11 protein-coding genes and 1 pseudogene are annotated in these 14083 nt (G+C 51.6%); 4 read left to right on the forward strand and 8 right to left on the reverse strand.

Annotated features, from left to right (window positions below; genetic code table 11):
- Window positions 1-79: 79 nt before the first annotated feature.
- From HBA55_RS02155 to HBA55_RS02165, 3 genes are all read right to left on the reverse strand, one after another.
- The gene (locus HBA55_RS02155; protein WP_206019486.1) at window positions 80-802 is read right to left on the reverse strand and encodes an SDR family oxidoreductase; all 723 of its coding nucleotides are present in this window, start codon (window positions 800-802) and stop codon (window positions 80-82) included.
- A 120-nt stretch (window positions 803-922) separates the two neighbouring features.
- The gene (gene hisD, locus HBA55_RS02160) at window positions 923-2203 is read right to left on the reverse strand and encodes a histidinol dehydrogenase (protein ID WP_166986404.1); all 1281 of its coding nucleotides are present in this window, start codon (window positions 2201-2203) and stop codon (window positions 923-925) included.
- A 31-nt stretch (window positions 2204-2234) separates the two neighbouring features.
- Entirely contained in the window at window positions 2235-2621 is a 387-nt protein-coding gene (locus tag HBA55_RS02165) for an antibiotic biosynthesis monooxygenase family protein (RefSeq protein WP_166986406.1), read from the reverse strand.
- Between the two features lie 348 nt (window positions 2622-2969).
- Here HBA55_RS02165 and HBA55_RS02170 point away from each other — a divergent pair, with 348 nt between their 5' ends.
- Window positions 2970-3437 (forward strand): hypothetical protein, encoded by a 468-nt coding sequence (locus HBA55_RS02170; protein ID WP_166986408.1) that lies wholly within the window; start codon window positions 2970-2972, stop codon window positions 3435-3437.
- Between the two features lie 114 nt (window positions 3438-3551).
- Here HBA55_RS02170 and HBA55_RS02175 read toward each other — a convergent pair whose 3' ends face one another.
- The 3 genes from HBA55_RS02175 to HBA55_RS02185 form a co-directional block, all read right to left on the reverse strand.
- Window positions 3552-4016: a MarR family winged helix-turn-helix transcriptional regulator gene (locus HBA55_RS02175; protein WP_166986411.1), complete on the reverse strand. Its 465-nt coding sequence runs from the start codon at window positions 4014-4016 to the stop codon at window positions 3552-3554.
- A gap of 124 nt (window positions 4017-4140) precedes the next feature.
- A complete protein-coding gene (locus HBA55_RS02180) occupies window positions 4141-4689 on the reverse strand; it encodes an AraC family ligand binding domain-containing protein (RefSeq protein WP_166986414.1) in 549 nt (182 codons plus the stop codon).
- Window positions 4689-5420 (reverse strand): cupin domain-containing protein, encoded by a 732-nt coding sequence (locus HBA55_RS02185; protein WP_166986417.1) that lies wholly within the window; start codon window positions 5418-5420, stop codon window positions 4689-4691. Before HBA55_RS02185 ends, HBA55_RS02180 begins: the two co-directional genes overlap by 1 nt.
- Before the next feature lie 482 nt (window positions 5421-5902).
- Between HBA55_RS02185 and HBA55_RS02190 the strand changes: the two genes are divergently transcribed.
- Both HBA55_RS02190 and HBA55_RS02195 read left to right on the forward strand, forming a co-directional pair.
- Complete coding sequence (locus HBA55_RS02190) at window positions 5903-8083, forward strand: TonB-dependent receptor (RefSeq protein ID WP_166986420.1); 2181 nt, start codon at window positions 5903-5905, stop codon at window positions 8081-8083.
- 657 nt (window positions 8084-8740) lie between these two features.
- Window positions 8741-9052: a hypothetical protein gene (locus HBA55_RS02195; RefSeq protein WP_166986423.1), complete on the forward strand. Its 312-nt coding sequence runs from the start codon at window positions 8741-8743 to the stop codon at window positions 9050-9052.
- Between the two features lie 279 nt (window positions 9053-9331).
- On the opposite strand, the gene amt is transcribed toward HBA55_RS02195, so the two are convergent.
- Window positions 9332-11560, reverse strand: coding sequence for an ammonium transporter (gene amt / locus HBA55_RS02200; protein ID WP_166986426.1), 2229 nt, complete (start codon window positions 11558-11560; stop codon window positions 9332-9334).
- Window positions 11561-11807: 247 nt separating this feature from the next.
- Window positions 11808-12098 (reverse strand): annotated as a pseudogene (locus HBA55_RS37735) (transposase zinc-binding domain-containing protein); the annotation flags it as partial.
- A 283-nt stretch (window positions 12099-12381) separates the two neighbouring features.
- Here HBA55_RS37735 and HBA55_RS02215 point away from each other — a divergent pair.
- Window positions 12382-14055 (forward strand): fatty acid CoA ligase family protein, encoded by a 1674-nt coding sequence (locus HBA55_RS02215; protein ID WP_166986429.1) that lies wholly within the window; start codon window positions 12382-12384, stop codon window positions 14053-14055.
- Window positions 14056-14083 lie beyond the last annotated feature (28 nt).

Raw genomic sequence — 14083 nt, forward strand, 5'->3', positions numbered from 1 at the left:
TCGCTTAACGCCGCTTATCGCGGCGTTTTTTGAATGATCCGGTGGAAATGGCGGAGAGTTGAAACAAGGCAGGCGCGAACTAAACGAGCGGACGACCCCCGTCGACAGGAATGATGCAGCCGGTGCTGAATGTCAGCGTCTGAGCCGCAGCCAAGACAGCATTGGCCACTTCTGACGGTGATGCCAGCCTTTTCAGCGGCGTGTTGTCCACCTGCTGGTCTCGCCACGACGGGTCCAGCCCTCGAACAAACTCCGTATCCACTAGCCCCGGCGATACGGCAATCACCCGAATGGCGGGCGCCAAGGCACGAGCCAAAGAAAGGGTCATGTTGTTCATGGCTGCCTTTGAGGCACAATAAGCGACGTTGCTGCCGTATGCAGTGAGCGCCGCAATTGATGAGATATTGATCACCAGCCCGTCTCCTTGCGCCGCCAGCAATGATCGAAATGCGCGTACACAGGCGAAAGCACCACGCCAGTTGGTATTAAAAATCTGGTCGATCAGTGCATCATCAAGACCGTCCAAATCTTCGTGAGCGACATAGCGTGTGGTTCCGGCGTTGTTGACCAAGATATCCAGACGCCCCAATTCCCCGGCAATTTCTACGGCAAGTTGGCTGAGCGCTCCGCTTTCGAGTACCGGCGTCTTCTTAACGACGTGGCCTTCACCGTGCAATCGCTGACACAGAAGTTGCGCTTTTTCCAGGCTACTGTTGTACCCCACGATGACACGCGCGCCTGCGTTCGCCAAAGCCAACGAAATGGCCTCCCCCATACCGCCGGTTGCGCCAGTAACAAGCACCACCTTTCCTGACAAATTTTCATGCATAGATAAACGGCCAATTTTATGTGAACAACAAGAACACGCTCCCGGTGCTGTCGACCGGAAGCTGTTTTGTAGAGCGATAGGAAAGGTAGTGCGTCAGGCCACTTTGTAGCGCTTAACCCGAAGATCGGCCTGCGCCTTGTGGCCCGCAAAGCCCTCCAGCTCGCAGAGGCGAGAACAATACTCGCCAATCTCCACCGTGGCCTGCGGTGTAACGCGCTGGTAGGTGCAGGTCTTGATAAACTTGCCCACCCACAGACCACCGGTGTAACGGGCCGCTTTACTGGTTGGTAAGGTGTGGTTGGTCCCAATCACTTTATCACCATAGGATACATTGGTCTCCGGTCCAAGGAACATCGCCCCAAAGTTGCTCATGTTATCCAGGAAGTAGTCAGGATTCTCCGTCATCACCTGTACATGCTCAAACGCTAGATCATCGGCCACTTTAACCATCTCCTCGTAGGAATCGCACACAACCACCTGCCCATAATCTTTCCAGGCTTGCCCCGCAATAGCCGCCGTGGGCAATGTTTCGAGCTGTCGATCGATTTCGACCATAGTCGCGCGCGCTAGCTGTTCGCTGTTGGTCAGTAAAATGGATGGTGAGTTGGGACCATGCTCGGCCTGACCAAGAATATCGGTAGCGGCCATCTCGGCATCACAACCAACGTCATCGGCAATGATCAGCGTCTCAGTCGGCCCAGCCAACAGGTCGATACCGACCCGTCCAAACAATTGGCGTTTGCTTTCTGCGACGAAAGCGTTGCCCGGTCCAACGATCATATCGACAGGTGCAATGGTCTCGGTACCGAGCGCCATCGCGCCAACGGCCTGCACGCCGCCAAAACAGTAAATTTCATCGGCACCGGCTAACGCCATGGTTGCGACGATGGCGGGATTGGGCTCGCCGTTAAAAGGTGGGGCACAAGCAATCACCCGTTTGACACCTGCGACTTTCGCAGTAGCGACACTCATATGGGCGGAGGCTACCAGAGGGTACTTACCACCCGGGATATAACAACCAACGCTGTTAACAGGAATATTCTTGTGCCCCAGGGTTACACCCGGGCGGGTTTCGACTTCGACATCCTGCAAAGACTCGAGCTGAATCCTGGCGAAGTTCTTTACCTGCTGCTGCGCGAATTTGATATCACGTACTGTCTCTTCCGCGAGGCTGTCGATACAGGCTTGGATCTGCTCTTGTGACAACCGGAATGTGTTCGGTGTCCAGTTGTCGAATTTCTCCGACAATTCTCTAACCTTGGCATCACCTTGCTCAGCAATTCCTTGAAGAATGGACTCAACGGTATCACGTACCTGAGAATTAACCTGAGTAGTAATCTCTTCGGATATACCCTCTTTTAAAAAACGAATCATCAACCAGTATCCTCTCTTTGGTAACGCTAACTCAGCCTAGCGGCTTCATTTCTCCCAGGCAGATACCTGGCACTTCGACGGTTTGAAATACGTGAGGAGAAGCCGTTACGCCCTCCGGATAAGCACCCCGAAGACGTTGAAATTCTTCGTCCATAAACGCATCGCGCAGCGCTGCCGAAGACTCCCAAACGGCATGGTTGATAAACATGTTGGAGCCACCAATCCCTCGATGTAACTGAGTGGAAATAAAACCCGGTTGGCGCTTCATATAATCAGCATCTTCTGTCCATGCCGCCAGGGTCGCCTCAGCCTTTCCCTCGGGAACCTGGAATACATTGATGAGAACGATTGGACCCACGTCTACTTTTAACTGGTCCAGAAAGGAGATTTCTTTATCGAGCTGAACTAACTGTGCCATCACATACCTCACAACAACATTTACGACGATTTTAAAGAGAAAGGCCCTGACAATTGAGCCTCTTTCAGCTTATGACAATAACGATCCCATAATGACAGCATACTGTCAATATGGGATCGTTAAATTCCGTGATGTTCAGACTATGGCTACCTCTAATTTCATAAGCAGACTTCTGCTTATACCTGCAGGAAATTTACCCCAGGCCTCTAGGCCGTATTTGCATAGATTTACATGCACGCATATTGACAGCACACTGTCAACTTTGAGAGGATTCGTTACACCTTCCCCCCCATGGGTCATGGGTTCCACGAGCCTGCCCGATACTGACACTCTGTGATGGAGACCAAAATGAAGACAAAACTACACGCAGCCGCTGCAACCCTTGCCTTTTTGATGATTTTTACGTTTTTTAGCTCAACAATCCTTGTGGAGCTGTTTGGCAGCCCCGATGCCGTTGCCACCGTGAAGCAACTTATCGTCTGGGGAATGGTAATCTTGGTACCGGCAATGGCCATTACCGGTATAACCGGTAACATACTCGGAAAAACGCGTAGGGGCCCAGTGATTGAACGCAAGAAGAAGCGCATGCCGTTTATCGCCATCAACGGTATTGCGATATTAATGCCCTGCGCTTTTTACCTTAACGGCATGGCTGCCGACGGCATCTTTGACAGTATGTTCTACGGTGTACAAGTGCTTGAACTGGTTGCAGGCTCCATTAACCTGACCCTGATGTCCAGGAACCTGATAGACGGCTTGCGGCTGACCGGTAAGTTAAAACCCGCTAGATCTCAGAAAACCGTCGCCAGCAGCTAAAAGGGATATAGAATCGATTGAGTTTGGGACAGTCCATCCAAAAACTGATGCCAATATTATGCGATCAAGTTTCTGGATGGGCGTGAACATAGGTGCTCTTCAGCTGGCGTATGTTTAGTTCTCTAGCCGAACACGCAACTCTCTAATGACGTCATGAGCACATTTCAGCTCTTTGGTATCGAGTCCCGCAGCGATGCTGTTGGCCCACTCACACTGTAACTTTTCGACCTTTTTCAATAAATTTTTTCCTTTGACCGATAACTTCACCAGCTTCGCCCGCTGATGACTGGGATTATCGATCAATACAAGCAATCCCTCATTGACCAATACATCGACAATACGCTGTACACTCTGTCGCTTCAAGCCCATTTTTCTTGCTATTTGGGAAACGGTCAGCGGCTCCTCCCCTTCCGCCGCCCCCATCACCTGCCAACGGGCACTGGTTAGCCCCAGTTCACCAACCAGTTCATCGCCTGCGGCGATGATCCGTCCGTTCAATCGGAAAATTTCAAGGACTATATCGGTAAATGCAGCCCCACCAGTGGTGTGTTTAATATCAGATTTTTTGTTAGTAGCCATGATCAGCACAGTAATAAAATATCAGCATGCTGTCAATATTGAAGAAGAAAGGGCAGATAGGAAGGGAAAAGACCAACACCGCCATGATCGTAACTGTAGCGGGTTGGCCATACAGAAAACTGGCCTATGCCTGGCTCAATTCATCGGTAATCTCGGTCCAACGGTACAGTTCCAAGTTGACCTTGGGGTGCTCCGTACCACAACTGTTGCAATGTCGATCGGCGCTTGAGGCATTGAAAGCCTCGCAGGCGCGTTGATACCCCTGTTGTGGCAGTTCAATCGCGGTGTCCCAAATCTCCCTTTTAAGTTCCTCACCACAATTGTCGCAGTACCATGCAACACCTTCTAATCCGGCGTTTTCCGCCTTGTAACGGTACTGCACAGATTCCTCGCTGGGAGTATAGCGGTGCGGCGTTCCGGCTGGCAGGTACACATGGTCACCTGGTTTCACATCGTGATACAACATCGCAGAATCCTTCAATTCCAGCGTGCCATACCCTGTCATCTGCGCGAGAACCGTGTCTTTTTGACAAATCAGGTAAAACGGCTGCTGATGATTACTCCGACTCAGATGCATCTGCGGATCGATACCCGCTGTTAATATCGGATACTCATCATACTCGCTGCATTTGGCGCCTTCTTTAAAGGTATTGAATCTTCTCTTTCGTGCCATCACTTAATCTCCGATGAAACCTGATCCGCCCGCTTTTTACCGGTTAGCCCATTGAACTCAAAGTAGCTCTTCAGGCTTTGGTCAACACACCAGGCGTTAGTCATGTAATTGTCCCACTGCCACACGCCGATATTAAATGGCTCGTTCACAGTGCCGCAGTTATCGCAAGTCCGCAGCTCCACGTTGGCGTTGAATTCCTGCGCGCCTGCGCCACACTCCATAATTGTGCCCAATGGGCCAAAGTATCCCCCAGGTACACCTGTGGACTCAGCGTAGTTTTCAACAGCATCAAATTTGCGATCAAGTAATACATGCTGGCATTCCGCGCAGTTGAGAGTAAATGCTTCCTGTTGCTTCACACCCTGCTCTGACTGGCGTTGGGTCACAACGATGAGAATGTATGAATTGGGGTCATCCTGCATAAAAGAGCCCACCACGTGGCTTTTGTCACCTACATGCACATCTCCCGGCCGCATGCCCGTTCCCTCCGAAGCGAACACGACAGCCACCTCATCAACTGTGTTGAAGTGCTGAAACACACCTCCCAAAGCATCGCTGCCGCCACGCATAATACTGGCGCAAGGCGCAATACAACCTTCAGAGATGTAAGGGAACAGGGGCGTCAGTGCGGAGTTAATGGTACGGGACGCTTCGAACGCATTTACCTTTAACGACGGTTTTTGTCGGTCAGGCGGCGGTATTGTAAGCGCAGTATGAATATTGTGAGACATTGCAATTACCTCTGTTTAAGTTGGCTTTAGGGGAATTTGATCAGATGGTGGGAATATCAACCACGTGCTAAAGCATGTGATCTACGTTAACCAATTGACAGCGTGCTGTCAAATAACCGTTCGAGAATAAGCCTTTTCAAGAGGTGAGATAAGAACGGAAAACCGTCTCTTTAGGCATATGAGCTATTTTGAGGCGGGCGTTAATAACCCAATAATATTGACTCTCTTATTGACAGCATACTGTCAATATGGTCTGATGTTAACTACCGCAGAGCACTCTCCAGTGCAGGTATTTGGCGAGTGCTTATTTAAAATCCCTATAAGAAATATTAAACCTGAGATCATTCATTAATCGGCATCGCGCGGTAAGACCGGAATGACCATGGCATCAACAGTAGAGGCAGAGCAATATGCGTTGCAATTATAAAAAATCGTTTAAAAGAAATTCAACATGGCTGCTTTTGGCGCCAGTGGTTGCCACGTTGGCTCAAACAACCAGCGTCTCGGCATTTGAGCTTGAGGAAATCATAGTTACCGCACAAAAGCGCGAAACCAGCTTGCAGGATACACCCATTGCTATATCGGCGTTTTCGGGCGATGGTCTCGAAGAATTGGGTATTGAGAACGCGGAAGATCTGACGCGTTTTGTGCCAGGGGCGGACTTTTCCACAAACGGTGGGGCTGTTGCCATCACCATTAGGGGCGTTGGCAGTGACGGATTAGCACAACCGAAAGACGACCCTTCGGTAGCGGCCCACCTCGACGGAATTTATCTTGCGCGACAAGCTTCCTTATCCGCCATGTTCTACGACATTGAACGCGTCGAGGTCTTACGGGGACCACAGGGTACTCTATATGGCCGTAACGCCACCGGAGGCTCTCTCAACATCATCACGAAGAAACCCTCCGATGAACTTGAAGGTGCGATCGACTTTTCAATTGGCAATTATGGAACGCGCCAAGTCAAGGGCATGCTCAATACGCCCTTGGTAGAGGATAAGCTCAATCTGCGCATGTCAGCCCTCTTCAACCGGCATGACGGTTACTCAACCGAATTAAACGAACTCTACAACGATCCGGACGATGCGGACGAGAAAGCCTACCGAGCCAAGCTTTCCTGGCAGGTTTCCGACGATCTCAGCATCGACTTCGGGGCCAGCCTCTATGAATCGGATGCGGTAGGCCCCAACCGTACTGCGGCAGACACTACCAGCTTAATCGGTGTGACCGATATAAATGGCAACGTCTACGGAGGTGTAACCGGCGCCATTATTTTCGATCCGGCTGAAACCGCTAACGCGCTTGGAGATTCGCGCATTGCAACCGACGAACGCACCTCCATGAGCGCCTTTGAGCAGAGCATGCTGATCGAGAGCGACACCTATACCATGGAGATCGAGTGGAAAATCAACGAGGCCCTAACGCTCAAGTCTCTCACCGGCTACACCGAATTTGCCCAGGATTCCCGGGACACCTCCTTGCAATACGTGGCAGATCCATTGCTCAATGCCACCTTTGACTATGTCACCGAATCTGAGTCATTTACGGAAGAACTGAATCTTAGCTATGAAGCAGACAACCTCAAGGTAACCACGGGTCTCTTCTATTTCAGTGACGAGGGCACCAATGATTTCAGTGAAGTGCCCGGCGATCCCTCCCATTCGTTGACCATCTATTCGTTGCAGGAGGTAGAAAACGAGTCCTTTGCCGCCTATCTTGAGGGTACTTACTACCTCAACGACAATCTTTCGATCACCACCGGCGTCAGGTACACCGATGAAAGCAAAGAGGGAGGAAGTGTTACCGATGTATCCCTGGCCGGCCCATTTGGCTTTATCGCTCCCACCTATGAATTGATAGCCGAATACGACGAGGAGTCCATCGACTACAAAATAGGCTTAGAATGGACGCCCAATGAAAATATCTTGGTTTACGCCAGCTATTCAACCGCCTTTAAATCCGGCGGATTTAATACCGGTGCCCCTATCAACCTTACATACGAGCCCGAAGAAATAGACGCAATACAAGCGGGTATTAAATCCACTTGGCTCGACGGTCACCTCCAGGCCAATCTGGCAGCCTTTTCTTATGACTACCAAAACCTACAGGTGACTCAGGTATTGGGCGTCTCACTGGAAACGCAAAATGTCTCCGATGCCGAAATCACCGGCCTAGAACTGGAGCTTCAAGCCGCCCCTACGGAATCGATCCTACTGAGGGCGTTTGCCACCATCACAGATTCCGAATACCAAGATGCGGTAATCAGTGACATTCTGGATATAGATGCCTTCGGTGGCAACGTGTATGGCGAAATCGACATCTCCGGCAATCCATTGCGTTTTACCCCGGATTATACGCTGGGTATTTCCGGTGCCTATACCATCTCAGCGTTTGGCGGTGAGATAACGTCACAGCTCAATGTATATTGGCAGGATGACTCCTACGCACGACCACACGGCTTGGAAGTTGACCGGATCGACGCCTATACCCGCACAGACGTCAGTATTCGCTATGACTCCGGTCAAGAGAACTACTACATCGAAGCATATGGGCGAAACCTCGAGGACGAAACTGTATTGTCGGCTCGTTTTGTCAACCCGACTCATACCGTGGAGTACAAACCACCTCGCACCTATGGCCTGAGTGTTGGCTACAATTTCTGATATGGCCTAACTTACCAACAAGTACGCACTCACTATGGCGGTGCTGATCCCGGCATCATCATAGTGAGTGGTTTCTTGGATTCCATTTTTAATTACAGTTCGGGATAGATTGCGAATTCGAAGCACATTAAGCGGTTCAAACTCGGTTTGCGGTTTATGAAATTCAACCATACCATCTCCACCAACTATTTTCGATTTCGTACGTATGCCACCTTAATCCAGACAGCACAACCTAACACCCTTTTCTTCAATCCAGAATTTCTGAAATGTGATGCGATTTCTTGTTGTAGTAGACCATTAGCCGGCGAATATCCTTGTATCCGATGACACGAGCCAAATCCTTCACTTTCAACTTCTGCGCTCATTGAGTCGTTCCCTTCTGCTAAGATTTCTTAAACGACAAGCCATCTAGGCACTTCAGTAACCGCACCGCCTCCGTCCACAGAGGAACGGTCCAGGGATGGCAGTTTTAATCCGCATTGAATAAACCGTACACTTCTTGAAATCAATGTCATACGCGGGAAAGGAAAATGAAAATGAAGTCTTGCGTGCTGCAGAAAATTCAGCAGCAAGTCCGTTCCGGACCCACCCCGGGACACCAACTCGCCGGCGGCACGGGCCAGTGCACCGTGCCAGCGGCGGGTGGGCTGCCCATCCTTGAGCCAATCGGATATTGTTCTCGAATCGGTTAAACAACAACTGCGCGAGTTCTATCAGGACTTACGATTGACAGCCAAGACCAATGAAATCAACAAGGCTCGCATTGAGGGCTATATGCTGGCGGGGGTTCAGGTTGGACTGACCAGTAATGAAGAACTCAAGGGCCTGATGATCAATATACACGTTGAAGTTTTTGGAAAAAGCATTGAACAGCGCCGACTGGAATATGCCTTGGAATACCGCTCGGAGGAACACTGGGAGATCTACGACAGCCCTTCCTTTACCCGCAATTCCAAATCTGACAGCTAAGAAATCGCCAGATGCCTGCCGCTCCCCACGACAGCGATCGATCTCCTGGAGATTTGGGTCATACTCACAACAGCATGGAAATTCCGCCAGACGAGCCAGAGGATCTCTATTGCTATGGGGCTCTTGACGATCATACTCGCGCAGTCTTCCCCTCACAGCCTTCACTCAAGAGTTCACCACCGATAGACCATAGCTCAATCAATCTAAACTTTTTGATTGGCTTTGAGGATAGGTACTGAACCTGGCCGGATCAGTCATACTTATCCGCTTCTGGTTTTTCTAGACCTGATATCGCGAGGTTAGACCGGCCAAGCTAGTTGCCATATCGCTAACTTCACGGCTGCTGTCACCCGCTTCATCAGCTCGCCCGTTTAGCGCTTTAACCAACTTCGAGAGTGTATCAACATCACGTGACGCTTCGTTGGTCGCTTGCTCCTGCTGTTGTACAGCAACAGCGACTTGTGCGTTCATCGAGTTAATTGCCTGCACGGCTTCGGTTATTTCACCCAGTGATGTTCGTGTTTCTCCAGCACGCCTGGCACTGCGCCTTGCCAGGTTCAGGTTATCTTCCATGGCTGCACTGGCCCGAGAAGCATCCCGCTGCAGACTTTTTACTACATCGGCAATTTCAGCTGCTGACCCCTGAGCCTGGCTGGATAGTTCACGCACCTCCTGGGCCACCACGGCAAAACCTCGCCCATGGTCACCTGCTCGAGCAGCTTCAATAGCGGCATTGAGTGCTAATAAATTAGTTTTTTCTCCAATACTTTGAATTGCATCAACGGCCAGAGTGATACTTTCTGCGTGCTGGTCGAAGTGGTTAACGACAATAGCGACGTCTTCCACTTTTTGCGCCAACTGTTCAATTTCGTGCAATGCCAGGGTGAGATCGGATTCACTTTCTGTGACGCTACTACTCACCTGGGTTGCTGCAGAAGCGGTTTCGTCTGCACGCTGAGCGATTTCACGAATTGCCATAGCAATTTCCAGCACTGACTCGCGAAGGTTATCACTGCTATCGGTACCAAGTCGCGCCGCTTGGTTTACCGACCCTGCGTTCTTTCGAAGGGTGGTGGCATCGTCATGCAGTTTGCCGGTAGCCTCGCTCAACTCACGCAGAGATCCCTGAAAGGCGTCCAGCATGCGGTTGAACATTGTTGCAGTTGCGCCAGCTTCAGTGCCGACTTCTTGAGGTGCACGCTTGGTTAAATCTCCGGTGTGAACGATATCTCGCATGGTATTGAGGGTTTCCAGCCATACGGTTTTGGCACCATGCTCTGAAACATTAAGACCCTCCTCCTCGTCTTCTTCGCTTACACGCAACATGTCCAGTGCTCGCAATACTCCGAAGAGTATAAAACCTGTGGCAAGACACCAGATCATTACGCTAAGCACGCCAAGCACTTGAATACCAAGTTGCGCAAGAGCACTTCCGGCACTGAGGTTTTCTGCCGGGGCGACGAAAACCAAGGCGATGGTTCCCCATGCACCAGCGAAAGCGTGGGCTGGCGCGGCGCCAACAGGGTCGTCAATCTTCAAAGATAACAGCAGCCCCTCGCTCATATAAACAACGAACCCGCTACTGAGGCCAATGATAATCGCGCCCATTGGTTCTACCACGGCACAGCCGGCAGTGATGCCGACCAGACCACCAATAACACCGTTGAGCACCTTTTCCGGCTCAACCCGAGCGCGAATCACGCTGCTGATAATCATGCAGGCAACACCGCCGGCGGCGGCGGACAGCAATGTGTTAACAATAATGCCGGCGATATCACTGGAGGCTTCCAACGTGGACCCGGCATTAAAACCGATCCAACCAAACCACAAGACAAATACACCAATGGTTGCCAGGACCAACGAGTGCCCTGGAATATACTGCACCTTTCCATTTTCATCAAAACGGCCTTTGCGGGCTCCGAGACAGATAGCCCCAACCAGAGCCAACCAACCACCGACACTGTGAACTACGGTTGAACCGGCGAAATCAATAAAGCCTTTTTGAGCCAGCCAGCCGTCTCCGCTCCAAATCCAGTGACCCACTACTGGATAGATAAAGGCGACAACAGCAATAGCCACAATGATATAGCTATTGAAATGCATGCGTTCTGCTACAGCCCCGGAAATGATAGTGGCAGCGGTACCAGCAAACACCAGCTGAAAAACAAAAACGGCAAGCTCCATGGGTTCGTCAAGCCCTTCCATAAAGAAAAAGCTGGCGCCAACCCATCCCGATGCGCTCTCGCCAAACATGAAGGCATAGCCGACCATGGCGAACACCAAGCTGGCGATGGCAAGGTCAGATATGTTCTTCAAGGCGACATTGATGGTATTTTTTGCTCGCGTCATTCCAGATTCGTAAAGCGTGAAACCAGCTTGCATAAAGAGCACCAACGCTGTGCATATGCCTACCCAAATCAGGTCCACGTTTTCTGAAAGCTGCTCAGCTGCTCCCCATGAGGGCGAACAGAAACAGACCAGGACAGCGAGCAAGGGAGTGCACTTCATCTCTATAAAACCTCAAAACCTTAAATTCTCTGCAATCGAGACTTTTCAAGATGTGTGCCAAGTGCTTTTTATGACTTAAATGGTGTTTTTTGGTTTTTGACGCTGTTTCACCCGGACTTTTCGCACCAGAGTTGGGCGCAAGAATTGGAGAGACCCAACAAGGTGCGCACAGCTCGTTAATGTCTTTTTCCTGACACCCAGAAACTGCCTGATGTTCAGACTAGTCGGCTGCCCCTGCATCGGTGCAAGGGTCCTCAATACAAGCAATCACCTTTACCCGACCTCCACAGCTTGCACAGGTTTCAATATCTATGTTGAATACCGGTTTCAACCGCTGAGCCCAACGCATAGCCCGGTGACGCTCTTCGGGCGCCTTGTCCAACCAATCCTGCCCGCTGTGACTGCTGCCGTTGGCAGCATTTGTTCTGCTCTTACAGCTGAACGCCACCAAGCGTTCAAACCGGCAGCTATCGCACTTTACTCGCAAAAAACCATGCTCAAGGCGTCCGCACTCGAGGTAGTCCTCGAACTCAGCTCTCGGGGCGATGGCGCTCGTACTGCCGCCCTTCACCCCTATGAGTGAGTTCTGGCTGAATAGTCATCGGACAACTGCCGCAGGTGTTGTCAGCTCCGGGTCTGCGCCATTCTGTACATATATTGACCACTCGATATCGCCTCCGACCAGCCCCTATCAAGTGACGATTATCCGGCCTCGATAGAACCGGATTCAGTGAAGCTATACCGATGGCCATTTAAGATAACACCCGACGCGGCGAAAACCTCTACAATAATTCTGAAACACCGGAGCGGAGAAGAATCCTGTGAGCAAACTGACCCAGAGTTACCTCTGTGGAGAGGCCAAGGCCCCTCTGCTGTATGAAACCATTGGCAACTGTTTCGACCGTATCGCCGACACATTTCCGGACCGGGAAGCCCTGGTAGTTCGTCACCAGGGTATTCGTTGGAACTATCGCCAATACCGACAGGAGGTCGAGCTGCTGGCCACAGGGCTGCTCAGGCTGGGCATCGGCCCCGGCGACCGGGTCGGTATCTGGGCGCCCAATTGCTACGAGTGGTGCCTGACCCAGTTTGCCACTGCCAAGATTGGCGCGGTGATGGTCTGCATAAACCCCGCCTATCGACTTTACGAACTCGAATACGCCCTCAACAAGGTGGGATGCCGGGCGCTGATCACCGCCGAACAGTTCAAGACCAGCGAGTATTTGTCCATGCTGCAAGAGCTGGCACCGGAGCTGCAGCAGTGCCAGCCGGGGCGGCTCAAGGCCGAACGCCTGCCTCATCTGGAGATGGTGATTCGCATGGGCGAAGAACAAACCTCCGGTATGCTGAACTTCCCCGAGGTCTGTGCCCTGGGCACTGAGGAGGACATGCAACGTCTGCAACAACTCAAAGGCGAGTTACAGCCCGACGACGCCATCAATATCCAGTTCACCAGCGGCACCACCGGCAGCCCCAAGGGCGCCACGCTCACCCACTGCAATATTCTCAACAACGGCTACCAGGTGGCCCAGGGCATGGGCTTCAGCGAACGCGACCGACTCTGTGTGCCGGTGCCCCTCTATCACTGTTTTGGTATGGTGATGGGCAACCTTGCCTGCATCACCCATGGCGCCGCCGCCATCTTTCCCAACGATGCCTTTGAACCCCTGACGGTACTGCAGACGGTACAAGAGGAGCGTTGCACCGCGCTTCACGGCGTACCCACCATGTTTATCACCGAACTGGAACACCCGCAGTTCGGTGAATTTGATCTGAGCAGCCTGCGCACCGGCATTATGGCCGGCGCCCCCTGCCCGGTGGAGGTGATGAAACGGGTGATCAACGACATGCATATGTCCGAGGTCACCATTATGTACGGCCAGACCGAAACCAGCCCAGTCAACCATATGACGGCGCTTGATGATCCCATCGACAAGCGTGTCGGTACCGTCGGTCGTTGCGGCCCCCACCAGGAAATCAAGATTATCGACGAGAACGGACGCGTGGTCCCCATCGGAGAAAAGGGTGAACTCTGTTGCCGAGGCTACTCGGTGATGCTCGGATACTGGGACGATGAGGAAAAGACTGCTGAGACTATCGATGCCGCCGGCTGGCTGCACTCGGGTGACCTGGCGATTATGGATGCAGAGGGTTATGTGCAAATCGTCGGGCGGCTCAAGGATATGATTATCCGCGGCGGTGAGAACGTCTACCCCCGGGAGGTCGAGGAATTTCTCTACACCCATTCGGCTATTCAGGAAGTGCAGGTGTTTGGCATTCCCGATGAAAAGTATGGTGAGGAAATCTGTGCCTGGGTTCAGGTCAAGGAAGGCTCGTCATTGACGCCGGAAGAGGTGAAGGGGTATTGCAAAGACAAGATCACCCACTTCAAGGTGCCACGTCATATCCGACTGGTGGAGGAATACCCGATGACGGTGACCGGCAAGATTCAGAAGTTCAAGATGCGCGAGGCCATGCTGGCGGAGCTTGAATAACCCCTTTAAAGTCCAAGCACAGTTCCGG

Source organism: Pseudomaricurvus alkylphenolicus, from assembly GCF_011683955.1.
GTDB lineage: Bacteria > Pseudomonadota > Gammaproteobacteria > Pseudomonadales > Cellvibrionaceae > Pseudomaricurvus > Pseudomaricurvus alkylphenolicus.

Bases quoted from the DNA above. Each gene is read 5' to 3' on its own strand.
- hisD (WP_166986404.1), bottom strand. From the start codon at position 2,203: ATGATTCGTTTTTTAAAAGAGGGTATATCCGAAGAGATTACTACTCAG.
- HBA55_RS02165 (WP_166986406.1), bottom strand. From the start codon at position 2,621: ATGGCACAGTTAGTTCAGCTCGATAAAGAAATCTCCTTTCTGGACCAG.
- HBA55_RS02170 (WP_166986408.1), top strand. From the start codon at position 2,970: ATGAAGACAAAACTACACGCAGCCGCTGCAACCCTTGCCTTTTTGATG.
- HBA55_RS02175 (WP_166986411.1), bottom strand. From the start codon at position 4,016: ATGGCTACTAACAAAAAATCTGATATTAAACACACCACTGGTGGGGCT.
- HBA55_RS02180 (WP_166986414.1), bottom strand. From the start codon at position 4,689: ATGGCACGAAAGAGAAGATTCAATACCTTTAAAGAAGGCGCCAAATGC.
- HBA55_RS02185 (WP_166986417.1), bottom strand. From the start codon at position 5,420: ATGTCTCACAATATTCATACTGCGCTTACAATACCGCCGCCTGACCGA.
- amt (WP_166986426.1), bottom strand. From the start codon at position 11,560: ATGAAGTGCACTCCCTTGCTCGCTGTCCTGGTCTGTTTCTGTTCGCCC.